The organism is Streptomyces sp. NPDC006294 (assembly GCF_042870895.1).
Taxonomy (GTDB): Bacteria; Actinomycetota; Actinomycetes; order Streptomycetales; family Streptomycetaceae; genus Streptomyces.
Window position 1 is genome coordinate 71,791 of the sequence record NZ_JBIAHV010000010.1, and the last position, 23,573, is coordinate 95,363.

Here is a 23,573-nt window from a genome sequence, read left to right on the forward strand (position 1 = left end):
CGCCCGGCCTTCCTGCAGCCCACCCCACCGACCAGGTGCCCGACACATGTCGGGCACCTGGTGCGTACGGGGGCGTGTCCCTGAGGGCCTCCGCCGGGCCTCGGGCCGGCGGAGCCGCGCAACGGGGCCGGCGCCGCCGGGAATCGTGTCCCCGACGGCGCCGGCCCGCGTACCCCCGCTGTCACCCGAAGGCGCTGGGGTGCATCCAAGGTGTGCCTTCCGCGTCGGCATCCATCACGAGCCGTGGGGTTCCAGCGGCGCTGCGGCTGCCGTGGTAGACGTGCACGTCTCCGTTGGACGCCGCCATCGCCCAGATGTCCGGCACGGAGTCGCCGTTCGTGTCCGGTGTACCCATGAGCAGCGGTCTGACAGTCGGTGACCAGCCCGTGGCGTACTCGGCGTCGGTGCCGGTACGGGACGTGCCGGCGAGTCCGAGGGAGAGCAGATCGGTCCCCGTGCCGTCAGCGTCCGGCTTGCCTTCGCGCAGCAGCAGTCGGCCGGTGCCGTGGGTACGGAACACGAGATCGGCCGTGCCGTCGCCGGTGACGTCGTCGACGAGGACGATGTCCCGCCCGTCCCACGCGGACGCGGTCATCTGGTGTGCGGAGGCGAAGCTGCCGCCGCTGTATCCGGAGATGATCCACAGCTGTGGGCCGTAGCGGGCGAACAGGTCCGGCAGTCCGTCGCCGTCGCCGTCCCCGATGGAGAGGATCTGCGTCAGCTTGTCGGACGTCGGCGCGTTCGGCGGCAGCAGGACACGTTGCCGCTGCGCCACGTCGAAGCCGCTGAAACCGTCGCCGGGGTAGATGTAGAGCTCGCCGTCGGGCATCCGCGCGACGAGGTCCTGCACGCCGTCTCCGTGGAACCAGTCCCCGTTGTGCGTGATCAGGGCGCCCTTCCAGTAGCTGTCGGCCACGGCCTCGGGTGTACCGGAGCCCGTGTCGTAGGACGCCGTCATGCCGTCGTGGATATCTCCCGTGCCGTTGCTCGGGTACGCCTTGAGCCGGCCCGATTCCTCGATCACGAGGAGGTCGGGATGACCGTCCCCCGAGGTGTCGCCGGGGGCGTCCGGTTCTGTGCGCGGCGCGACGGAGAAGTGGTACGACATGCGAGCCGACGGGTTGCCCGCCGTGTCGACGGACTGGACGTACAGCACGTTCGGCCCGGCCTGCGGCGGCCGTACGGTGATCACGGCTCCGCCGCTCGTCGCGGTGACAGTGGAGGGAAGACGGGTGTCGTTCACCCCGTACTCGAACTTTGCCGCACCGGTCGCGCCGGCGAGAGTGAAGGTGCCCGACCCTCCGAAGCGGATGTCCGGCCAGTTGCTGTCCGTGGCGTCCGCCTCCGGGAAGTCGTCCGAGGTGACGGTAGGAGCTTCGGGTGCCTCGAGATCGACGATGAAGCGGCAGGGCAGGGTTCCGTCCGGCGCGAAGGTGGAAACCGCGCCCTCGGTGTCCACCGACCGTACGTCCCACGAGTAGGTGGCGCCGTGGACGAGACTGGTCCACTCGACGTAATGGTGGGCGTATCCGGTGCTGTCGGTGGCCACGTTCTTGTCGACGAGCTTGGTGGTTTCACCGGTGCGCCACAGCCGGAAGTGCAGGTACCTCAGATTGCCGTCCGGGTCGGAACCCTTGGCACGGAACGTCAGCCCGGACTTGCCGACGCGCTCGTAGGGAGAGACGACGTCACAGTCCGGCCCCGGCGTCATGCTCTGCGCCGTCGGCTGACCCGGCGGGCGGTTGTAAACGATCTCGATGTAGGGCGAGCTCTCGCCGTTCGCGAGGAACTTCTTCCATGCATTGGTGTCGCTCTCGTTCGCGGCCTTCAGCCCCATGGTGAGCGTCGACAAACGGTCCCGTGAGCCCCTGTCGGCGGCGGACTTGACGTTGTGGGCGACCCAGGCGTCGGGACAGCTTCCGGACTTGTAGCCGTGCCCGTTGGTGCCACTGGACAGACGCTCGATCTCTCCCGGTTGGTTGGCCCAGGTCGTGGAGCTGGAGATCACGCCCGTGAGGTAGAGGTGGTACTGACGGGCAGCGCAGCCCCATGAGTATGTCTGCAGGGCGCGGAAGGTGGCGGACTTGATGCTGGCCCCGTGCAGTGCGGAGCTGAACTCGAACGTGAACAGGGAGCGGGACAGGCCGTCCGTCGTCGTCTCGAAGCCGACGCGTGCCTCGTTTGTCCCGTCGTTGAAGTTCTGGCCGTTCCAGAAGCTGGAGTTGCGCGCGGACTCGTAGAGCAGTGTCCAGTTCTTCTTGCGTCCCTTGAAGGACGGGTCGATGAACACGGGGTAGACCATGTCCGGGTCGCCGAGGGCCTTCTTGTCCACGTTGACGGCGAGTCTGCCGTCGGTGGAGAGGTCCGCGTCCAGGGGGCTGGCATGCGTTCCGGGCTGGGGGCCGGCCAGTCCGGGGAGGGCCAAGGCAGGGTGGGTGACCGCGGGATCCGGGGCAGGCGTGGACTCGCCGATCGTCACCGCAGGCTTTCCGGAGGAGTCCCACATGTAAGGAGTCGGCGATGCCGCCATCTCCGTACCGTCGCCGTCCTTGGCACTCACAGTGCTCGACGGTTCGTCGAGCTCGAACTTCAGGCTCGCGGACTCCAGCAGGTAGTGGAGCTGCGAAAGCAGCGGGTCCTCGGCGGCCTCACGGGTGTGGACGATCAGCACATGGCTGAAGCCGCTGTCACGAGCCGTGAGCAGAAGGTCGATGTCCGGGCGCACGTTCTCGTAGAGCGCGCGGGGGCCGTCGACGACGGGGGCCGGGAGAGGACCTGGCCAGCTCACCACCAGGTCGTGACCTCCGGTGGTGAGACGTACCAGTTGGGTCCATTCCTCATCCGCTGCCGATGCGGCAGAGACGGCGGCCAGTCGAGGTCGGCTCAGGGCGCGGGATGCGCGGGAGTCCTCCTGCCCTCCGCCGGCGCTGAAGAGCAGCGGGTCGTTGACAGCCTTGGGGGCGTAGCCACCGTCGACCCGACGCAGCGTCGTGTCGACCTTCCTCCACTCGTTGCCCACGTGAGCCCGGATCGTGTCGCTGTACGTCCGCGTCCGCAGGTTGCCGTCCGGCTGAGCCCAGGTGGTCGAATTGGCGGTGTGCCAGGCGGTGACTTGGACGTCCTTGCCGGACCGTGCGGCTTGCCGGAGAGCCTCGGCGGCCTCCACAGGTCCGCTCTTGCGATCGGCCTCGGGTGCCGACCGGGAGCCGTGGTCGTCGACCAGATGCACGCCCACGGGCACGGCAAGCGCCATGGCGAGCAGGGCAGCTGTGCCGACTATTCGCCGACGTCGGCCGATGCCCTTGAAAAGCCTGTGCCGCAACGGGAGTTGAGTCCGGGCAATGCCTTTCTCCGGTGGCAGGTTCTCCGTCTTCCGTGACGTTTTCGAGGCGTCCATCTCGTCCTTTCCCCCGTGAGCGCCTGGATGCTGAGCTGCCCTCGGAATTTCCGCTGAGCGCAAGAGCGCGCGTGCAGAGCATGAACCATCTTCACGTCTTCGTCACGAAGCCCCTGTATCGGTGCCCCCGGAACCGCTGACAGCCTCGCTGCGTCCCTGAAGTGGTCGAATGCACCGCCTGTGTGGCGCTCGGCACTGGCTCCCCGGTCGTGAATCAGGAAATTGGTGGCCATACCGACCCCTGATGCGAGGCATATCGCAGGACCTTCCCGGAAGGTCGCGTTCTTCGGCTTACGTATCGCTCTTCCGCTGATGGCAGGTGATGGCCAATCAATTCCCTTGGCCCTCATCTGTATTGATTGGCCATGGTGATTGATGTCACACAGATTCGGCAGTTGTGGATTTACTGTGCAGCGCACGTGCACAATCGCCGGACTATTTGTCGATTTCCCTGCGTTGGCCGCACTCCGCGTTCCGGCCGGCGGCAGCGGATGTGGGGGTTCCATGTCGCCGTCCGTTTCAGGACGACCGTTCCGCCTGCCCGGAAGCCGGCGCTCGTTCCTGCCGGCACGTGTCATGGCGCGCGTCGGCAGTCGAATGCGTCGTCGTCCGTTGCTTCCCTTCCGGAGCACGGGTGTGGCTGTGTCGGCCCTTCTGGTCGCGACGCTCCTCCCCGTACAGGCATGGGCCGTCCCGCCCGCCGACCCCCGCAACGGCATCGCACTCCCCGGCCTTCAGCAGGAGCAGCCCGCTCCGCCGGACGAAGTCAAGATGGCGGAGCTGAGCACATGGCTGGGTGCGTCGGCCGAGCCCCCGCGCGAGTACGTCCCGACCGACGTGACGCCCCCGGCCGCCGACACCGGCAGCGTCACTCTCGACGGCTCCGGTGACGCGCTCGTCCCGGTCGAAGACCTGCCGGTGAGCATCGGCAAGGCGTCGCCTACGGCTGACGAACCGAATCCGCCCGCGCCGACAGGCACGTGGGACGTCGCCGTCGAGTCCAGAACGGTCACCCAGGCGGTGGACGTCGATGGCGCGATCATCAAGGTGACACCGCCGAGCACGGGCTCCACTCCTGTGGACGTCGAGTTGGACTACGCGCAGTTCGGCGACCTGTACGGCACCGAGTGGTCCTCCCGGCTCAAGCTCACCCAGCTGCCTGAGTGCTTCCTGACCACTCCGGAGCTGCCGGAATGCACCGCATCCGTCGACGTGCCGAGCCAGAACGACCCGGCGGCCGACACCGTACGGGCCACGATCGACCCCGCGGCGAGCCAGGCGGCCGGCCTTTCCACGCAGGCGGGCGGGGGCCCTGTGGTCCTTGCCGCCACCGACTCCGGCGCGGGCGCCGGCGGTACGTACAAGGCCACACCGCTCTCGCCGAGCGGCAGCTGGTCCGCCGGCGGCAACAGCGGCGGCTTCTCCTGGTCCTACCCGCTCGCCGTTCCGGCACCAGCGGCCGGGCCCGCGCCGAAGATCGCTCTCAACTATTCGTCCCAGGCCGTGGACGGCCGGACGTCCGTGGCCAACGGCCAGGCTTCCTGGGTCGGTGACGGCTGGGACTACCACCCCGGCTTCATCGAGCGCCGATACCGCGGCTGCTCGGACGACCGCGACAAGGTCGCGGGTGCCGCACCGAACAACGACACCACCGCCGACAAGAAGAAGTCCGACCTGTGCTGGGCCGACGACAGCGTCTCACTGTCCCTGGGCGGCTCCACAACCAAGCTGGTGCACGACGACTCCGGCAAGTGGGTACCGGCCAACGACGACGGCTCCAAGGTCACGTACCTGAGCAGCACCGGCTCGGCCAAGACCGGCCAGACCGGCAAGTACGACGGCGAGTACTGGGTGGTCACCAGCCGTGACGGCACGCGTTACTGGTTCGGCAAGAACACTCTGACCGGGCGCTCCGCGACCAACTCCGTCTTCACCGTCCCCGTCTTCGGCAACCACGCGGGCGAGCCGTGCCATGCGACCTCGTACGCGTCCTCGTCGTGCGACCAGGCGTGGCGCTGGAACCTCGACTATGTCGAGGACGTACACGGCAACGCGATGGTCATCGACTGGAAGCAGGAGACCAACCACTACGCGAAGAACGAGAAGTTCAAGGACCACGTCTCCTACGTCCGCGGCGGTCACCCGACGCAGATCCTCTACGGACTGCGCGCCGACAACCTGGCCGGGGCCCCGGCCGGCAAGGTCGTCTTCTCGGTCGACGAGCGGTGCAAGAAAGAGGGAGTCGTCACCTGCTCCGACACGGAGTTCGAGTCGACGAACTACGAGGACAAGCAGCCCTGGTGGGACACCCCGTCCACACTGCACTGCAAGGCGTCTGCGGAGAACTGCTACGTCTCCTCACCGACGTTCTGGACGCGCATGCTGCTGAAGGCGGTCACCACATACGGCCAGCGGACCCCTGGTTCCACCGCCCTGTCGAAAGTCGACCGTTGGGACCTGACGCATTCCTTCCCCTACCAGCGCACTGACATCCACCCGCCCCTGTGGCTGGACTCGGTCAGCCGCACCGGTTACGGCACGAAGACGAACGCGGAAGGCGACCAGATCGGTGACAGCCTGCCGCCGGTCACCTTCATCCAGAACCAGGTCGACATGCCGAACCGGGTCTCCAGAGGCGCCGGCGACACCACACCCGACTTCGACCGCCCGCGTATCGAGACCATCCGGACGGAGACGGGCGGGGAGATATACGTCGACTACTCCGCCCCCTGCCCTGTCGGTACCACCCATCCCGCCCCTGAGGCGAACAAGAGCCGCTGCTTCCCCGTCCACTGGTCGCCCGACCCGGGCGTGGAGAAGCTGAACACGGAGTGGTTCAACAAGTACGTCGTGGACCGGGTCGTCGAGAAGGACCGTGTCTCACGCCAGCCGGACGTCGTCACGACCTACACCTACGGAAACGGTCAGGACGACGCCGCCTGGGCCAAGAGCACCGACGAGTTCGTCAAGCCTGCCCTGCGCACCTACAGCGAATGGCGCGGCTACGCCGACGTGACCGTGAAGCGGGGCGTCACCGCCAACGCCGGTGGGCCGGAGGCGACGGAGCAGTCCCAGACCCGTACGCGCTACTTCCGCGGCATGTCGAAGGACGCGGGCCGACCCGCGGTCACCGTCAAGGACTCGACGGGCCAGGAGACACTGGCCGAGGACCTGCGCGCCTACCAGGGCCGGGTCGCCGAGACCATCACGTACAACAAAGCAGGCGGCAGCGTCGTCTCGCGCGAGGTGCACTGGCCGACGGCCGTCAAGACGGCCTCACGGGACCGCACCCAGTACGGACTGACGCCGCTGGAGGCGTACCGCACCGCCACTGTCCGCACCGATGCGGTGGAGACGGTCAGCGCCGGTCGCACCCGCACGGTGCGCACACAGACGACGTACGACTCCGCATACGGCCTCCCGCTGAACGTCTACCGGCACACTCTCACCCCCGACGGCGCCGACACCTGGCGGACCGGCGACGAGACGTGCACGACCACCTCGTACGTCCACAACACCGGCACGCACCTCATCGGCCTGCCGCAGCGGGTTCGCACCACCGTCGGAACCTGCGCACAGGCCGCCACGGCCACCGGCGACCAGGTCCTGGACGACACCCGCACCTCGTTCGACGCCCTGGCGGCCTTCGGGCAGCAGCCGACGAAGGGCCTGCCCTTCCAGGTCGACACCATCCAGGGCGACGGCTCGGGCTGGGTCACCTCGACCCGGACGACGTACGACGCCCTGGGCCGCCCCACCAAGGTCACGGACGCCGCAGGGAACTCCAGCACTACGGCGTACAGCCCCGCCACCGGCCCGGCATTCAAGGTGACGGCCACCAACGCCGCCGGGCACTCCGCGACCTCCGAACTGGATCCGGCGCGCGGCACGGTACTTTCAACCGTCGACCCGAACGGCCGCAAGACGACCAGTACGTACGACGAACTCGGCCGGATCACGGCCGTATGGTCCCCGTCGCGCACACAGGGGACGGACAAGGCGTCGGCCCTCTTTGAGTACCAGATGGCCGCCGACGACCACCCGGCCGTCACGACCCGTGTCCTCCGCGACAACGGCACCTACGAGGACTCGATCACCCTCTACGACGGCCTGCTGCGCCCGCGGCAGACGCAGTCCGAGGCGCTCGGCGGCGGCTCGATCGTCACGGACACCATGCACAACGCGAACGGCACGGTACGGCAGACCAACAACGGCTACTACGTGAAGGACGAGCCGACACCGGAGCCGTTCATACCGGAGACCGTCTTTGAGGTGCCGAACTCGACGAAGACCGCGTACGACGGCCTCGGCCGGCCGATCCGCACGACGACGCTCCACGAGGACCTGCCCCAGCACTCGGCCATCGCCCGCTACGAGGGCGACTGGACGCTGACCCGTACCGGCATGTCCGCCGACGGCCTGACGCCGAAGCCGGGTAGCCGCGCGGTGAAGACCTGGACGGACACGCTGGGCCGCACGTCCCTGGTTCAGCACTACACCGCCCATGACCTGACCGTTCCGATCGACACGTCCTACACCTACAACGCACGTGGCAAGCTGTCACGGGTCACGGACGCGCACGGCAACGCGTTGACCTACACCTATGACTTCCGCGGCCGTCTGACCGGCTCCACCGACCCGGACATGGGCGCGGCCCACTTCGGCTACAACTCGCTCGACCAGCAGGTCTGGTCCCAGGACGGCCAGGGCCGCAAGCAGTACACGGCCTATGACGTGCTGGGCCGGGCGACGGAGCTGCGCGACGACTCCGCCACGGGCCCGCTCGTCGCCAAGTGGACGTTCGACTCGCTGCCGGGTGCCAAGGGCCTGGCCGTCGCCGCCACCCGGTACAACGGCGGTGCGGCGTTCACCAGCGAGGTCACGGGCTACGACCAGGAATACCGCCCCACCGGCACCAAGGTCACCATCCCGGAGACAGCCCGCACCAAGGGCCTCGCCGGCACCTACGCCTACGCCACCTCCTACACCGAGACGGGCAAGGTCCAGTCCGTCCAGCTGCCGGCCACTCCCGGCGGCCTGGCGTCCGAGAAGGTGATCACCCGCTACAACGGCGAGGGCTCTCCGATCACGACATCGGGCCTGTCCTGGTACACGGGTGACACGATCTACAGCCAGTTCGGCGAGGTGCTGCGCACCGCCTCCGGCCAGGCGCCGCACCGGGTCTGGACGACCAACGAGTTCGACCAGAACACCGGCCGGGTGAAGACCGCGAGCGCGCACCGCGAGACCCAGACGCAGAATCTGGTCTCGTCCCTGGCCTACGGCTACGACACGGTCGGGAACATCACCTCCCTCACCGACACCGGCTCGGGCACCGGTGCCGACCGCCAGTGCTTCGCGTACGACCCGATGGGCCGGCTCGTCGAGGCATGGACGGACGTCGACGCCTGCCAGAGCACCCCCGACCGCAGCCAGGTCGCCTCCGGCCCCGACGGATCCGGCTACTGGCACTCGTACCGGTTCGACGCCATCGGCAACCGCACCCAGATGACGGTTCGTGACCTTGCCGGCGCGGACCTGGACGACGAGCACAACTACACCTACGGCACCCCGATTCCGGGTGCCCAGCCGGCGGCCGTCACACAGCCGCACACGCTGACCAAGACGGTGATGACCGAACGGGCGACCGGCTCGGAGGTCACGTCGCAGTCGACGTACACGTACGACACGTCGGGCAACACCGTCACGCGGGTACTGAACGGCGACACCCAGAAGCTCGCGTGGGACCGGCGGAACAAGCTGACCTCGGTCGACACCGACAACAACGGCACGGCGAACGTCTCGTACCTCTACGACGCGTCCGGCGCCCGCCTGATCGAGGACAACGGCACCACCCGGACCCTCTTCCTCGGTGAAGCCGAGATCACGGTCAACCTGGCCGGCGCGGCCGTCGACGCCCAGCGCTACTACTCCCACCCCGGCGCGCCGACGACCGTCCGCTCCACAGGCGGTAAGACCACCGGCCACAAGCTGACGGTCCTGTTGAGCGACCACCACAACACGGCGACGGCGTCGGTCGAGATGGCCGCCGGCCAGACGATCACCCGCCGCCGCTACGACCCGTACGGCAACCCGCGCGGCACCGAGCCCGCGGCTTGGCCGGGCCGCCACACCTTCGTCGGCACCGGCATCGACGACCCGACGACGGGCCTCACCCACATCGGCGCCCGCGAATACGATGCCACCACAGGCCGCTTCCTCTCGGTCGACCCGCTCATCGACATCACCGACCCCCTCCAGATGAACGGCTACACCTACGCCAACGGCAACCCGGTGATGCTGTCGGACCCGACGGGTCTGTGGAGCTTTTGGGACAGCGCCAAGGACGCTGCCAAGGGCGCCTGGCACGGCGCCGTTGACTGGTTCTCCGAGGTGGGCGAAGGCTGGAATCGGGTCACTGGTAACCACACCAAAGCCAAACGGATGAAGGCGGAGCGCGAAAACAAAGCAGGTCACGTCAACGGCACGGTGTGGGTTAAGAATTTCGCTGGCAAACCGTCGTCAAGCCTTGCCTACAAGTTGGGGTACAAGGCAGCGAAATTTGCTATGCCGCTCCTTCCGGGGGCAGGAATGGCGGCGAAGGCGTCGACGGCCCTGGCTCACGCAACGGCGAATGGAACGTCAAAGGCCGCCGCCAGTACGGCACGGGCAGCTGCTTCAGGTTCTATTAGGAATGCGCGGGCTGGTCTACCCCGAGTTACGCCGACTCCCCGCGGTATTGGGTCGAAGAAAGTCTCCCCGGTTGTGGAAGTCCATAGAGCTCCTCAAGGGTGGACCGATGCAGAGCAGCTACGGCAGGCATCGTCGATGGTTCCCGAATTTGCCCTCAAGAACCGAACGGCTAGTACAGCGAGCCGGAGTTACGTCGGCGGATATAATATCGACACGGGTGAGATCGCCCTAGCTAGCTCCGGCGGACGTGCTCCCGGCTGTGGATATTGCGCCGAGGGGAATGTTGTTTGGGCCCTGGGTGGTGATGCTTCGAGAGTTGTCTTCACCACCGCCTACCATGTTGTCGGTAGTGCGGGAGCACGTAGAGCCGAGGTGAAGGACGTCTGCGTAAAATGCCAGGTGGACTATCCCAACGCCCACTTCTTTGAAGAAGGTATTACTTGGGATAAGGAGGGGCCCTGGGGTTCCCACGGTCCATGGTAGTGGTATGTGTTCTGTAGGATTCCGTACTGGGGTGGGCAGTAAGCACCTGCGACCCGGGCGCGGTGTATATGTGCGCATCGTGCAGTTGAGTGACTGCTGACCAGAGAAATGGTTTGTCGCGATGAAACATGAACGACGGCTGCTGCAAGCGGTAATCGAGTGCAGTGGCATCTCGGAGGTTCGGTGTGTGTGCGGCAGGAATTCTCGCCATGTAATCGACGAGCTCTTCGAATCCCTGGATCGCGCCCCCGGAAGCCTGGTCGAGAAGGACTGGATGGAAGGGCACGTGCTCATTCAGTCCTTCATGGAGGAGTCTGCGCCTGCTGTAGCGCAGATCCTCATGTCGGCCTTGCCCGTCTACCCGTCGGGGGAAGCCAGGCAAGTTCTTCTGGAATCACTGATGTACCTGTCTGGAGGTGACTCCGACGACTTGGTCGGTCGATGCCAGGAGGTGATCGTCCGTGGTGCCTGGCTGTTTCTGGAGGAGATTTCCTCAGGTCGATCGGCAGCCTGCGCTTCCTATGCGTTTGAAATTCTGGAAATCCTTGGCGAGGACGAGTGGGTGAGCCTTTCACGTGCGTACTTCTCGGATCTGCTGCCCCAGGAACTAATCAACCCCGACCATGCGTGAGAGCGGAGCCGCACGCATTGAGCAGGGTTCAAGTTGAAGTAACGCTTCATGTTGATTGGTGAACCGGGGCAGCACTCCATACTCGGTGATCACTTCCGGGTCCGACATCGATGACCGCTGGCCAGGAGGGGAGAGCCGACTGAAAGTCTCTGCGCTGGCTCGCGGGCATCGGCAGCGCGCGTGCACACGTCGTCACGGACGTAGGTGATCGTGCGCCCGGTGGCCTCCGCGACCCGGGTGGAGGCTGTAACGGAATGAGACGGCGTGGCTGAGGCCGAAGCGGGGATGCTGGAAACGCAAAGTGGGGGTCTTCCTTCGACGCACCCGCCGTCATGGCTGATCTCTTGTGGCTGAGGGCCACGTCGGGACAGGTCAGCCGGCAAGGGACGGGGACGCGATCGTTCGCGCTCGGTCGTAAAGGTCCCGTGCGGTGGCGTTCTTCAGGTGGGGTCGCAGGAGGCTGAACATGGTTCTGATCCGGTCGTCGGCGCGGCCGGATTGCACCATGGGGTAGTCGTTGAGTGCCTGGTGCCAGGTGGCGCAGGCGGCTTCCAGGTGGTCGATCTCCAGTTGGCGCTCAGCCAGGGTGGCGCGGTGCCGTACGCGAGCGCGGCGGTAGACGCTGTAGCGCACCTTGTCCGACTCCTGCATGGCTTCGATGGCGCCGAAAACGTCACCGAGTTCGTAACGGACCTGGCTGATGTGGTAGTTGAGGGCCGACGGATCCTACGAGCCGAAGATCTTGCCGCGCGACTCGGCGCGATCCATGGCCCCTTCAGCCTCGCGGATGTACCGCAGCGCGCCCGTACGGTCCCCCATCTGCGCGGCGGCGTGTGCCTGCTGGCCCGCGAGGAACGCCTGCATACGGGGACCGGCCTTCGGAGAGGCAGCGGCAGCGGCGTCGGCCAACTCCATGGCCTTCGCCCCGTGGCGGAGGTCGACCGCTTGGACGCTCATGCCACGCAGGGTGGTGCAGTAGGTCAAGTGGTCCTCGGCCGCGCCCGCCAGCTCCAGCGCCTTGACGTAGTAGCGCTGTGCCAGGCCGTGCAGTCCTTCGTCCACGGCCATGTAGCCGGTCAGGTACAGGAGGTCCGAAGCCGCGGACAGCATTGCCTTCCGTACGTCCTCGGGAGCGTCGGCGCGCAGGTAGGAGGCCACGGTGTTGACCATGAACGAGGCCGCCATGGGGCGTGCGTGGGGGCCGCCGAACTGGTCGTCCAGCTCTGAGACGCGCTCGGTCATGGCGATGACCATGTCCACTTCGTTCATTCCGATGCGGGTGGTGCGGCCGGACTCGACGGCTTCGGCACGGCCGATGACATCCGGCCAGCCGGGGATGGTGAGGGCGACGGAGAACAGGCCGGTTCCCGGGACGCTGCGGCGGGACGGGTCCATGTCATGCCTCCCCGGATCGATCAGTCCTTCCACGGTATCTGCGGCCGTGGGGAACTGGCCGCGGGCGACGGGCAACCCGGCCTCGGCGTGGGTGACGGGGCGGCCGAGGCGCCGAGAGAGAGCTTCAAGGATGCACACGCGCACCGCGCTACGGGGAACGGTGCCGCCCAGCCAGTGGCTCACCGCCGACCCGTCGTAGCGCAGGGGCGTCCCCGTCTCGGTGCCGACACGGTTCACCGACCGCGCGAACTGGCGGTGAGTCCAGCGGCTTTCAGCGAGCAGCTGCCCGAGCGCCCTATTCGGATCACGCCTGGCCATGCCCTCAACTCCCCGCGCCCGCGCGAAGTTTCAAGGCTTTCAAGTCCTGACCCTGCCGCAACAGTACCGCTGAGCGTAGCTGCACGGTTGCGTAGGGGTAGCAGGGAACGGCGAGACCTCGCCGCAGCCGTCGTCTGAGGGACTGATGGATGAGAAGCGAAGCGCGGGCCCGCCTGGCCCGGATGACCGAGGAACGGGGCACGGACGGGATGTTGCGGATCGACACCTACGAGGGCGCGGATCTGCCTCCGGGGTCGAGTCGGTTCTCGACGTGCCGCTGCCCACAGCACCGCAGCACCACGCCCGAGGGCGAGGCAGCGAGGCTGAGCGCCGCCGTACGCGCGGTCAACGAACGCAGCCGCGGAGAGCGACTGTGAAACGGTGGGCCGCTGCCGTCGGCCGCTGCGCCGGACCGCTCCTCATCACTGTCTCGGGATCGGTCGGCTTCGTCCTGGGCGTCGCCGCCTCCACACCCACCTGACTCCTTCCCTGTCGCGCAATCCAGGCTCCTCGCCTGTGACTGGGAGGGCCCGCCGATCGTAAGCGGCGGGCATCCCGCCCGGCTGCCTTCTTCGCAAGGGTCCGGCAGCCGGGCGGGTCCAACTCCGCAGCATCAGCCGCGGAGTCCACTGAAAACCGTACGGGAGAACACGATGAACGTGGACGAGCTGTTCACCGGCGACCTGATCACCGGCGTCCCGGCCGTCGAGGCCGTGCTGCTCGACAAGATGCCGGGCGGCGGCGACAACAACGGCGACCACTGCAGCAAGTGATCCAGGGCTTACGCCAGGCGGGGCGGGGCCGTAGGCGATGCCGCCCCGTCGCACGACCTCGGAAGGGAACGACATGCTGTCGATGCGTCTGCGCCTGGACGATCTCCATGAGCCCAAGTGGAGGCCGGCAGGCGGCCGATGGATCAGCGGTGAGAGCGGGATCGAGCCCGCGAACGTGTCCACGCTGGTCATAGAGGTCAACGACAACCAGGCGCCTCGTATCCGGGTCCGGGTGAAGGAGTGCAAGCGGGATGAGGCCGACTTCGTCGAACTCATCATGGAGCCGGGACAAGCCCGCCTGGCGGCAGGCGCCTTCGGCACAGCCCCGCTGTACCTGACAGAGCAGGACGGCGAGTTGCATGCCTCATGGGACCTGTCGGCACTGCGACCGCAGCTGCGGGCCGACCGCCTGGTGCCGCGAGTCGTCGCCCGAACGCTGACGCGGCAGCACCGCTACACGTCCCAGACGCTGTTCGAAGGCGTCTACCGCCTCACCGAGCGGGCATCGGCCACGTTCACCCCCTCGGGGCTCACGCTCCACCACCCAGAACCTGCCGAGCACGTACTTGAACCGCGTACGCTCCGGCCTGGAGTTGATCCACTCGCCACTCTGGACGAGTTGCTGACCGACGTGATCCGCCAGGTGCCGACGGCAACCGGATGTGTGGGTGTCGAACTGTCCGGCGGGGCTGACTCCGGGAACGTCGCCCTGGCCGTGAATGCGGTCCGATTTCGCGAGGTGCACAGCTTCGGCTTGCTGGTGGGAGGGAGTAGCGGCAGGCAGCAGCGTGAGCGTCGCAGGGCTTTTGTGGAGTACTGCGGCTTCCGTGATACGGCCATCCCCGCCATGCGGCATCCGCCATTCTGTCCCGGAGGCGTGCGCGCTCTGTGCAAGCCACACGATCCGGCGGGAGCCTTCTACCAGGAGGCGTTCGACGTCGTACGAGAGGAGGCAGCCGCTTGGCGGTGCGAGATCATGTTCACGTGCAGCGGCGGCGACGAGATCAACGCCCACCATTCCAGGACGCAGGCCCGACTGCCGACTCCTCAATCCCTGCCGTGGCTGGGCAGCAAGGCGGTCCGAGTGCTCGCCGAGGTAAATGATCACCTTGCGCCCATCCCGGTCTGCCCGTACCGACCCTGATGGCGTTCGGGATGCAGAATCCCGGATTTCTCCGGGCCGGAGTGTAACCGGTGAGCCCGCTCGCACACCCGCGGATCGTGCGGTTCATGGAGCAGTTACCCCACGAGCACAAGCGTGGCAAGGCGCTGTTTCGTGCGCGGATCAGACGGGCCGGGCTGCCCGAGTCGGCCGAGTCGGAGAGCTTCCTGGCCGTCCTGGAGAAAGGGCTGCGGTTCTACGGCCCGCCCGTGCTGGACGACATGCTGAAGCAATCAGTCCTGGTGGAGCTCGGCTACGTTGACGGGAAGGCTCTCGCCAAGGCGCGGGATGATGCCGCTGCCGCCCCGGTCGTTCCTGATCTGCTGTGCGATGCGCTCGCCTTGGAGGTCGGACCGCGAAGCCTCATGTGACCAGCCTCAACACGGAAGCCGAGCACGTGGAAGCCACCAACCTCCTGTACCGCGATCCGGCGCTCTACGACGTGCTCCAGGCAGACCGTGCGAGCGCCGAGACCTGCCAGGGCCTGATCCGACGGCACCGGCCGGACGCCCGGACACTGGTCGACTTCGGCTGCGGTACCGGCCGGGACCTGGAGATGCTGGCCGAGCGCTTCGAGGGCATCGGAGTGGACCTCCAGCCCGGTCTGGTCGACCACGCCCACCGGGCCCGGCCAGGGCTCGACATCCGTGTCGGCGACATGCGCACCGCACGACTCGGCACGCGCATGGACGTGGTGACCTGCATGGGCAACAGCCTCGCCTACGTACACGACAACGAGGAGATCAGCCAGGTCTTCGCCACCTTCGCGGCCCACGCCGGGCCGGGCGCGCTGCTCGTGCTGTGCTCACCGGTCGCCCCGATCACCCGGACCGAGCCGACAGTCGCCACGGTGAACACCCCGAGCGGATCCGCGACGGTCACCGTCCGACATCAGTGGGAGCTGCGGACCCAGATCAACACCACGCACCGGCACTGGGTGCTCCCCTCCGGCGACGAGGCCCGGGACGAGATCCGCAGACGTGTCCTGTTCCCCCGCGAGCTGGAGCGCTACGCGGAGGGCGCCGGCTTCGAGGTCCTGGAGATGACCGACGGCACAGGAACAGGGCTCACCGGGCCGACGGCCTGGACGGTGGCCCGGTACGCCGACTGAAGGCCGGCCCGGGCCCCGGGCGGGCTCAGCGCGGCGGCTCCGGGGGCCGCTGCCTCGGCATGTTGGGGCGGGTGGTCGGGGGGAGGGGGAAGCGGCCCTGGATGACGCCGGGGGCGGGGTGCGGGTCCGGGGCCGGGCGGCCGGGGGCGGACGGGAGGCGCAGCGGGGCCGGACCGGGGCGGAAGTCGGTCATCCAGTCGGAGGTCTCGGACCGGACCAGGTCCGCGATGTCCTCGGAGAAGCGGCGCAGCACGCCCAGGCAGCGCTCGGCCGCCTCACTCGCCGTGCCCTCGGTGGGGCCGAGGACCTCGCGGACGCTCTCCGAGGCCCAGTCGTACTGCAGCGCCTGGAGGCGGCGCTGCACCGCCTGCGCGGTGGCCACGTCCCGCATCCAGCCGGCCGTCAGGCCGAAGTACCGGTCGCAGGCGAGGCAGGCGGTGGCCGCCAGCAGGGAGAGGTAGCCCCAGGGGGCGGCTCCGGGGATCGCCCGGGTCAGGTCCAGAAGCGGGAGGGCCGCCCCGGCGAGCGCGCCGGCGGCGGTGCCGAGGCGCAGCGCGCGGGCGGCCCGGCGCTTGAGGACCCGGTCCGCCAGATACCAGTCCGCCGTCCGCAGCGCGTCGGCCTCGACCCAGCGGTAGAGCTCGTCCAGTCGGGCCGCGGGCTCGCCCCAGTCCCCGAGGGGGAACGTCCGTCCCGTCAGGTCACTCGGCGGCGCCTCGCCACCCTCCCCGCGGGTCGGCCCCCCGGGCTGCATCTCCGGCTGGCTCACCGGTGCACTCCTCTGCGCTCTGCTGACGGTCAGGGCTGACGGTCAGGACTGACGACCCAGGCCGACAACCAGGGCTGACGCCCGGGACTGACTATCAGGTCCGAAAAGGTGCTGAAAAGGTGGTGACGTTACACCGCGTGACGTACGTGGCGCGCGTTCGTTCTGATGCGGCGCAGGCCCTTCATACCGCCGAATGGTGGGCTGTGGGTCGCGGATCCCGGTATTTCCGTCCGCACGGGGGTTCTGGTCAGGTATGGGAGCGTCGAGCGGCCCCGTACCGCTCACTCGAAAGAGTTGCCCGAGGCGGGGTGATGCAGGGTGGGGCGGTCGGCTGGGTGAGCACGTAGGCTCAAGGAGTACCGAAACGTACAGCGCGTTCAGTCGTCGATGTAGCCAGGAGTGACCGTGATCCCCGGTGGTGGCCAGCCCAACATGCAGCAGCTGCTCCAGCAGGCCCAGAAGATGCAGCAGGACCTGGCGCAGGCCCAGGAGGAGCTTGCGCAGACCGAGGTCGAGGGTCAGGCCGGCGGCGGTCTCGTGAAGGCGACCGTCACGGGCTCCGGCGAACTGCGGGGCCTGGTCATCGATCCGAAGGCCGTGGACCCCGAGGACACCGAGACCCTGGCGGACCTCGTCGTCGCCGCGGTGCAGGCCGCGAACGAGAACGCCCAGCAGCTCCAGCAGGACAAGCTCGGGCCGTTGGCGCAGGGCCTCGGCGGCATGCCGGGCATGCCCTTCTGATCCGCTACCGCCGTCGGCCTTCTGAGCGGAACCGGCAGCAACTACCGTAAGCAGCAAGCACTCCAGGAGAGGCGTTCCGTTGTACGAAGGCGTGGTTCAGGACCTCATCGACGAACTGGGCAGGCTGCCCGGCGTCGGTCCCAAGAGCGCGCAGCGGATCGCCTTCCACATCCTCCAGACCGAGCCGACCGATGTCCGCCGCCTCGCGCACGCCCTGCTCGAAGTCAAGGACAAGGTGCGTTTCTGCGCGGTGTGCGGCAACGTCGCGCAGCAGGAGCAGTGCAACATCTGCCGCGACGCCCGCCGGGACCCGACGGTCATCTGTGTCGTCGAGGAGCCGAAGGACGTCGTCGCGATCGAGCGGACCCGGGAGTTCCGCGGCCGATACCACGTCCTCGGCGGTGCCATCAGCCCCATCGAGGGCGTCGGCCCCGACGACCTGCGCATCCGCGAGCTGCTGACCCGCCTCGCGGACGGCACGGTCACCGAGCTGATCCTGGCCACGGACCCCAATCTGGAGGGCGAGGCGACGGCCACGTACCTCGCGAGAATGATCAAACCGATGGGTTTGAAGGTCACGCGGCTGGCCAGTGGACTCCCTGTAGGGGGAGACTTGGAATACGCCGACGAGGTCACGCTCGGCCGTGCCTTCGAGGGGAGACGACTGCTCGATGTCTGACGCCATGCTGCACGCCGTAGAACAGGATCCCGACAGCTTCGCGGTCCAGATCGCCGACTCGATCGAGTCCTTCATCGTCGCGACCACGGAGGTCGCCAAGGGCGACGAGCCCGACAGCGCGGTCCCGTTCCTGCTGCTCGAGGTCTCCCAGCTGCTGCTGACCGGCGGCCGCCTCGGCGCGCACGAGGACATCGTCCCGGACGAGCGGTACGAAACGGACACCGGCCCCGACTTGGACGTCGACGATCTGCGCATGCGTTTCGCGACCATGCTGGAGCCGATCGACGTCTTCTCCGAGGTCTTCGACCCGTACGAGCCCCGCAAGGCGCCCGTGCCGTCGCGGATCTCCGACAGCCTCGCCGACATCATCATGGACCTGCGCCACGGCCTCGCCCACTACCGGGCGGGCCGCATCAGCGAGGCGCTGTGGTGGTGGCAGTTCTCGTACTTCTCCAACTGGGGCCCGACCGCCTCCGCGACCCTGCGCGCCCTCCAGTCCCTGGTCGCCCATGTCCGTCTCGACCAGCCCCTCGCGGAGCTGGACGGGCTCGACACCGACGAGGACGTCACGGAGGACGCGCTGGCCGAGGAGGCCGGCAAGGTCATGGTCCAGGAGATCGCCGCGCCGCTGGGACTGCGGCGGGCCCGCTGAGCTGTCCACGAGGCCGTAGTACAACCGCTGCTTCCGCGTGTCCTGACCGCTCCCCCGTGCTGCCAGGTTCGGCCGCCGGCCGACCGCCCTGCCGATGTACGCGTCGGCCGGCGGCGGCCCCCTGAGCCTGGTGCGCGGCGGGGCGGCCCGCGAGTTCACGGTCACGGTCAGCAACGGCATCCGCCTCGTCGACACGACCGCGCCCGAGAGCGCGCCGTACGAGCCCGGTGTCCCGGCGGCCACGTCCCTGACGGTCACGGCGCGTCGCGGCTGAGGGCACCGTCCGGGACGTGTGCGGGCCGGCGTCACTTCGTGCCGACGCCCACGTTCATCCGGCTGTTGAGCACGGCGACGCCGCGCCCGCCGGAGCGTTCGAGGAGCATGCCGTCCAGCACCTGACGTGCCGCACCGCGTTGCTCCTCCGTCAGACCGGAGACGAGCGTGGCGACGATCGGGTGGCCGGAGGTCGTCACGTTCCACAGGTGTGCGGCGGAGCGGATCTCGACAGGCCAGTCCACGGTTTCCACGCGGACGTCGGTGAGCGAGGCGTCGGCGAGCACGTGGCGCATCTTCTCCGGGTCGGTGAGCCGGAACGGCGGCGGCGGGGGATCCGTCAGTGGCGGCGTGAAGCCCGGCACCGCGGCCCGCAGGGCGCCGAAGACGAAGGCGATGAACTCCGTTTCCTGGATCGGCGCCCCGAACGCGACGAGCAGAGCCCGCCCGCCCGGCCTGGTGACCCGTACCAGTTCCGCCAGTCCGCGGGTCAGGTCCGGGAAGACCGACACACCGTTCTGAGATCCGGAGACGTCGAACGTGTCGTCCGCCAGATCAAGGGCCAGGCCGTCCATGACGTGGCTCTCCACCCCGCTCAGGCCTGCCGCCTGCGCCCGGGCGGCGAGGCGTTCGACCATCGCGGGGGAGTAGTCCGTCGCCGTGACGTGTGCGCCGCGGCGCGCGGCGGGGATGCTCAGTGCCCCGCTGCCCGCAGCCACGTCCAGGAAGCGCATTCCCGGACGGAGGCCGGCCAGGTCCAGGGCCCTCTCGGCCAGTTGGCCGGTCAGCGGGGTGACATACCGGTCGAAGTCTTCGGCGATGTGGTCCCAGGCCGCCCGTTCCCGTTGCTGCTGCTGTGTGGATGCATGCGTGGTCATGACCGTCACTTCCTCCCACCCCCCTTGGTGTTCATGCCGGCAGGTTGGTGTTCACGTCGGCCGGAGGATGGAGCGCAGTGCCTTGAGGAACGCCTCCGGCTGATCGATGGGCGGCTCGTCACCGGCTCGGTCGATCACGTGGAGGGGCCAGCCGTAGCGGGCGCTCGCGGCTTCGGCCGTCCGGACTCGTGTCTGGGGGTCCTCCCGTCCCCAGATCAGCGCGGTGGGAACGGTGATCCGCCGCAGGACCTCGTCGGGGATGGCCGGCAGGGCGAGCTGAGGCATGAGAGCGCGCATCGCGGCCTTGTTGCGTCGGGTGCGGGCCGTGTCGACGGCGTACGTCTTCAGCGCGTCCGCCGTGTCGCCCAGTTCCCGCGCCACGCGCTCCGGTTCGGCCGAGCACGCGCGGAAGAGGCGGTCGATGGAGCGCGGGGTGGGACGTGCGGCGAAGCCGGCGAGAGCGACGGCGAAAGACGGCGTCGGCCGGAAGCGGGTCAGCCCGTAGCTGTCGACCAGGATCAGGCGTTCGAGCCGGTCGGGGCGGGCGGCGGCGAAGCGGGCCGCGATGGCACCGCCGAGCAGCCGTCCGACGACGGCGGGCGGCGACGGACAGGTCTGCTCGACCAGGTCCTCCAGCCAGGCCACCGTGCGGTCCGCGTTCAGGGGGCCGTCCCCCGTGTCTCCCGTGTCGGAGGAGCCGTGGCCGGGGAGATCGGGGGCGACCACACGGTGGGTCGTCACGAGGTCGGGGATCACCCGGGTCCAGTGCGCCGCGCACTCCCCCGGACCGTGCAGAAGGACGAGCGGCGGGCCGTCCCCGCCTTCCAGGACGGCGGTGCTCACACCCGCGCAGGTGAGGCGCCGCTCGGTGACGGGGAGCGGGGCCAGCAGAGTCTCACGCGCGTCGATGGTGATGGTGGCCATGACGTCCACCTCTTCTTCGTATGGCGGTGGTTCTTCGTATGGCGGTGGCCCGAAGTACTTGACGCCGCCGACGCTACGGAGAGCCGCCGGGGCGCCGCATCGCGCACGCGTACCAATGCGGCGCGTCGGCCGGAGTGGTCCGTACATACCACGGGCGGAGCCGGGGGGCGCCGGACGAGGCCGGAGGGGGCGCGGTGCCGTGACGGCGTGTCCTGACCGGAGCACTGCCGCCGCACAGCGGCGTGCGGCGGACCGGGCTCGTGGCGGCGTCAGAGCAACCCGTGCCGGTAGGCGTACGCGGTGGCCGCGGCGCGGGAGGACACTCCCAGCTTCGTGAAGACGTTCTGCAGGTGGCGGCGGACCGTGTGCTCGCTGAGGAACAGTTCCGCCGCGATCTCGCGGTTGGTCCGCCCGGCCGCCGCCAGCTCCAGCACCTGGACCTCGCGCCCGGTGAGCCCGCCCGCCGCCGTTGCGGGCCCGCCGCCGACTGCGGCCCTCTCCGCCGCGTCGAGGAGGGCCAGGTCGGGTGCCGCGCCCAGGTCGCGGAAGATCCGGCGTGCTCCCTCGAGGTCCAGCGCGGCGGTGTCGTGGTCACCGAGCCGGTGGCAGGCGATCCCCATCAGGGCACGGGTGCGGGCGTCCTCGTACGGGACCTGGAGCTCCAGCCAGAGCTGCCGGGCCCGGCCCAGTTCCGCACAGGCGGCGCGGGCGTCGCCCTCCGCGAGAAGCACCGCCCCCGTCGCACGGGCGGAGACCGCGCGCAGCAGCGGCGCCCCGAGGCCGGCCGCGATCGCCGCCAATTCGTCCGCGGCGGTGCGGGCGGCGGCTGTGTCGTCGGCGGCCGTGTCGTCGGCCGCAGTTCGCCGCGACGAATGCTCTGTGTCCACGGCAGGGGCGGTGTCGTCGACGGGGGTCCGGCCGTACGGGCCGAGCATGGCCTCGACGTACGCGGCCAGCACCTTCGACCGGGTCGACCGGTCCTGGACGTCCTGCACGATCCGGCCCAGGGCCGCCCTCGCATCCGCGGGCCGCCCCTGGACGAGGCGCAGCAGGGCCAGTCCCGGCTGCGGCGGGCGTCCCTGCTCCGCGGCCTGTCGGTAGGCCTGTTCGGCCTCCTGGAACTCGCCGCGCAGCCGGTGCAGTTCGGCCTGCTGGTAGTACGCCATGCCGATCGCCGGCTGCCCGGGTGGTGTCGCGAGCCGCTCGCGCGCCCGCCGTACCTCGGTCATCGCCGAGGCCCACTCACCGTGCATCTGAAGGATCTCCGAACGGTGCACCAGGCACTGGCCGCGGTAGGGCACCAGATCCGGGTGGGACGCGCACCAGCGGCTCAGCGCCTCCGCCCACTCCTGCGCCCGGTGCAGATCGAAGGCCTCCTGGCAGGTGATGATCACCGCGCAGTGGACGATCCCGGCGACCACCGGTGACGCCTCGCCCGCGGTGACGCCGGTCATCACCTCGTCGAGCAGTGCCAGACCCTGGGCCGTCTCACCCATCCGGACCAGTGTCTGCCCCCGTCCCAGCAGCGCGAACGCGGCGAGATCGCGGTCCCCGAAACGGTCCGCGACCTTGGCTGCCTGGCCGCAGAGGGCGTACGCCGCCGGGGCGTCACCGCCCTCCAGGGTCTGCAGCGCCATGGGCACCAGCAGGTAGCCCTGCTCCACGCAGTCAACCGCCCCCTCGTCGAGCAGCCGGTGCGCCCGGCCGATCCAGCCGCCGCCGCGCGCTGTCTCGCCCCGGTTGAAGAGGAGCATCCCGAGCCAGAACGCGCACCGTGCTCCACCGGGGACGTCGTTCTGCTCCAGCAGCACATGGTGCGCCCGCTCCCAGGCGCGGACGCTGCTGTCGTCCTGGCCCACCAGATACGCGGCTGTGGCGAGCAGCTCGAGGTCCCCGGGGGCGAGCGGTTCGCGGTCGTCGGCAGAGCGGAGCAGGGCGCAGGCGTCCGCCCACCTCTGCTGCCCGAACGCGGTCCGGCCGTCCTCGAGTGTGCCGAGTGGGGACATGCCCGCCTCCTGCCGTCGCCGTCCCGGCGCGCACCTGAAATTTTACGCTCCTGGGCGACCGGTGCGGCGGTGCGGCGGTGGCTCAGGAGCGGCGGTTCGGCAGTGCGGCGGTCCGGCGATGGCCACGTCCGGCCATCGAAGTCACCGCGCGACAGGGACGCGAACCGTCGCGATCACGTCGATGCCCAGATGCTGTGCGACAGCCGGAATCCCCGGCTGCCTCCTGGTCGACCGTGACGACCACTCCCGCACCGGCTTCCCCGACAGTCGGTGACGCGGTGGTGGGCGCGGCGGCGGCCCTCCGGCGCGCAGTTCAGCCGGGTGGCTCCGGTCGGCGAGCGGCGACGTGCCGACCTCGTCCTTCCGGCGGACACCCCCGGTCGGAAAGCTGCTGCCGGACCCCAGCAGCCCACGCCGCGAGGACGCCCAGGCCGCCGGAGGCGAGCAGCAGCGCGGTCGCCAGGCCCCTGGTTCCGACCGAACCCGGACACGAGGCCGCGCCGACCGAGGCCGCGTGTCCCGGCCGGCCAGGCGAGGTCCGCGGTTTCCGGCCGGGGCCCGGAGTGTTTCCGGGCCGGTCAGGACCGGTGCGTGTGAGCCGGCCCACATACTCGCGTACCCCGGCGACCCTTGGGCAGTAGCCAACCCGAACGGCCGCGGACGCCCTCCGGGACTTCCGGATGATCAC

General features: G+C 69.0%; 15 protein-coding genes and 1 pseudogene. 10 read left to right on the forward strand and 6 right to left on the reverse strand.

What is annotated here, in order from left to right:
* Positions 1-181: 181 nt before the first annotated feature.
* Entirely contained in the window at positions 182-3,253 is a 3,072-nt protein-coding gene (locus ACFYOP_RS19305; protein WP_356894433.1) for a DNRLRE domain-containing protein, read from the reverse strand.
* A gap of 780 nt (positions 3,254-4,033) precedes the next feature.
* On the opposite strand from ACFYOP_RS19305, the gene ACFYOP_RS19310 reads away from it, so the two are divergent.
* Positions 4,034-10,573 (forward strand): RHS repeat-associated core domain-containing protein, encoded by a 6,540-nt coding sequence (locus ACFYOP_RS19310; protein ID WP_356894435.1) that lies wholly within the window; start codon positions 4,034-4,036, stop codon positions 10,571-10,573.
* 121 nt (positions 10,574-10,694) lie between these two features.
* Positions 10,695-11,204, forward strand: coding sequence for a hypothetical protein (locus tag ACFYOP_RS19315; protein ID WP_356894437.1), 510 nt, complete (start codon positions 10,695-10,697; stop codon positions 11,202-11,204).
* A 372-nt stretch (positions 11,205-11,576) separates the two neighbouring features.
* On the opposite strand, the pseudogene ACFYOP_RS19320 reads toward ACFYOP_RS19315, so the two are convergent.
* A pseudogene (locus ACFYOP_RS19320) lies at positions 11,577-12,632 on the reverse strand (transcriptional regulator).
* Positions 12,633-13,066: 434 nt separating this feature from the next.
* Here ACFYOP_RS19320 and ACFYOP_RS19325 point away from each other — a divergent pair.
* The 4 genes from ACFYOP_RS19325 (at position 13,067) to ACFYOP_RS19340 (ending at position 15,963) form a co-directional block, all read left to right on the forward strand.
* A complete protein-coding gene (locus tag ACFYOP_RS19325) occupies positions 13,067-13,294 on the forward strand; it encodes a hypothetical protein (protein ID WP_356894439.1) in 228 nt (75 codons plus the stop codon).
* Between the two features lie 469 nt (positions 13,295-13,763).
* The gene (locus ACFYOP_RS19330; RefSeq protein WP_356894441.1) at positions 13,764-14,834 is read left to right on the forward strand and encodes an asparagine synthase; all 1,071 of its coding nucleotides are present in this window, start codon (positions 13,764-13,766) and stop codon (positions 14,832-14,834) included.
* Positions 14,835-14,920: 86 nt separating this feature from the next.
* On the forward strand, positions 14,921-15,223 hold the full coding sequence (locus tag ACFYOP_RS19335; RefSeq protein WP_356894443.1) for a hypothetical protein: 303 nt from the start codon (positions 14,921-14,923) through the stop codon (positions 15,221-15,223).
* Entirely contained in the window at positions 15,220-15,963 is a 744-nt protein-coding gene (locus tag ACFYOP_RS19340) for a class I SAM-dependent methyltransferase (protein ID WP_356894445.1), read from the forward strand. The genes ACFYOP_RS19335 and ACFYOP_RS19340 overlap by 4 nt, the downstream gene beginning before the upstream one ends.
* Before the next feature lie 25 nt (positions 15,964-15,988).
* Here ACFYOP_RS19340 and ACFYOP_RS19345 read toward each other — a convergent pair whose 3' ends face one another.
* Complete coding sequence (locus ACFYOP_RS19345; protein WP_356894447.1) at positions 15,989-16,732, reverse strand: SLATT domain-containing protein; 744 nt, start codon at positions 16,730-16,732, stop codon at positions 15,989-15,991.
* Between the two features lie 405 nt (positions 16,733-17,137).
* On the opposite strand from ACFYOP_RS19345, the gene ACFYOP_RS19350 reads away from it, so the two are divergent.
* The 4 genes from ACFYOP_RS19350 (at position 17,138) to ACFYOP_RS19365 (ending at position 19,078) form a co-directional block, all read left to right on the forward strand.
* Positions 17,138-17,473 carry a YbaB/EbfC family nucleoid-associated protein gene (locus ACFYOP_RS19350; RefSeq protein WP_356894449.1) on the forward strand — a complete coding sequence of 112 codons (336 nt, stop codon included), beginning with the start codon at positions 17,138-17,140 and terminating at the stop codon, positions 17,471-17,473.
* A 79-nt stretch (positions 17,474-17,552) separates the two neighbouring features.
* Positions 17,553-18,152: a recombination mediator RecR gene (recR, locus tag ACFYOP_RS19355; protein WP_356894451.1), complete on the forward strand. Its 600-nt coding sequence runs from the start codon at positions 17,553-17,555 to the stop codon at positions 18,150-18,152.
* Complete coding sequence (locus ACFYOP_RS19360; RefSeq protein ID WP_356894453.1) at positions 18,145-18,804, forward strand: DUF5063 domain-containing protein; 660 nt, start codon at positions 18,145-18,147, stop codon at positions 18,802-18,804. Before recR ends, ACFYOP_RS19360 begins: the two co-directional genes overlap by 8 nt.
* A 94-nt stretch (positions 18,805-18,898) precedes the next feature.
* Positions 18,899-19,078: a hypothetical protein gene (locus ACFYOP_RS19365; protein WP_356894455.1), complete on the forward strand. Its 180-nt coding sequence runs from the start codon at positions 18,899-18,901 to the stop codon at positions 19,076-19,078.
* A 31-nt stretch (positions 19,079-19,109) separates the two neighbouring features.
* Here ACFYOP_RS19365 and ACFYOP_RS19370 read toward each other — a convergent pair whose 3' ends face one another.
* From ACFYOP_RS19370 to ACFYOP_RS19380, 3 genes are all read right to left on the reverse strand, one after another.
* A complete protein-coding gene (locus ACFYOP_RS19370; RefSeq protein WP_356894457.1) occupies positions 19,110-19,955 on the reverse strand; it encodes a methyltransferase domain-containing protein in 846 nt (281 codons plus the stop codon).
* Between the two features lie 51 nt (positions 19,956-20,006).
* Positions 20,007-20,879 (reverse strand): alpha/beta hydrolase, encoded by an 873-nt coding sequence (locus ACFYOP_RS19375; protein ID WP_356894459.1) that lies wholly within the window; start codon positions 20,877-20,879, stop codon positions 20,007-20,009.
* Positions 20,880-21,148: 269 nt separating this feature from the next.
* Positions 21,149-22,885: a LuxR C-terminal-related transcriptional regulator gene (locus tag ACFYOP_RS19380; protein ID WP_356894461.1), complete on the reverse strand. Its 1,737-nt coding sequence runs from the start codon at positions 22,883-22,885 to the stop codon at positions 21,149-21,151.
* Positions 22,886-23,573 lie beyond the last annotated feature (688 nt).

What these genes read in the sequence shown, in the direction of transcription:
- ACFYOP_RS19305 (WP_356894433.1), bottom strand. Translation starts at nt 3,253, where the DNA reads ATGGCGCTTGCCGTGCCCGTGGGCGTGCATCTGGTCGACGACCACGGC.
- ACFYOP_RS19315 (WP_356894437.1), top strand. Translation starts at nt 10,695, where the DNA reads ATGAAACATGAACGACGGCTGCTGCAAGCGGTAATCGAGTGCAGTGGC.
- ACFYOP_RS19325 (WP_356894439.1), top strand. Translation starts at nt 13,067, where the DNA reads ATGAGAAGCGAAGCGCGGGCCCGCCTGGCCCGGATGACCGAGGAACGG.
- ACFYOP_RS19330 (WP_356894441.1), top strand. Translation starts at nt 13,764, where the DNA reads ATGCTGTCGATGCGTCTGCGCCTGGACGATCTCCATGAGCCCAAGTGG.
- ACFYOP_RS19335 (WP_356894443.1), top strand. Translation starts at nt 14,921, where the DNA reads ATGGAGCAGTTACCCCACGAGCACAAGCGTGGCAAGGCGCTGTTTCGT.
- ACFYOP_RS19360 (WP_356894453.1), top strand. Translation starts at nt 18,145, where the DNA reads ATGTCTGACGCCATGCTGCACGCCGTAGAACAGGATCCCGACAGCTTC.
- ACFYOP_RS19365 (WP_356894455.1), top strand. Translation starts at nt 18,899, where the DNA reads ATGTACGCGTCGGCCGGCGGCGGCCCCCTGAGCCTGGTGCGCGGCGGG.
- ACFYOP_RS19370 (WP_356894457.1), bottom strand. Translation starts at nt 19,955, where the DNA reads ATGACCACGCATGCATCCACACAGCAGCAGCAACGGGAACGGGCGGCC.
- ACFYOP_RS19375 (WP_356894459.1), bottom strand. Translation starts at nt 20,879, where the DNA reads ATGGCCACCATCACCATCGACGCGCGTGAGACTCTGCTGGCCCCGCTC.
- ACFYOP_RS19380 (WP_356894461.1), bottom strand. Translation starts at nt 22,885, where the DNA reads ATGTCCCCACTCGGCACACTCGAGGACGGCCGGACCGCGTTCGGGCAG.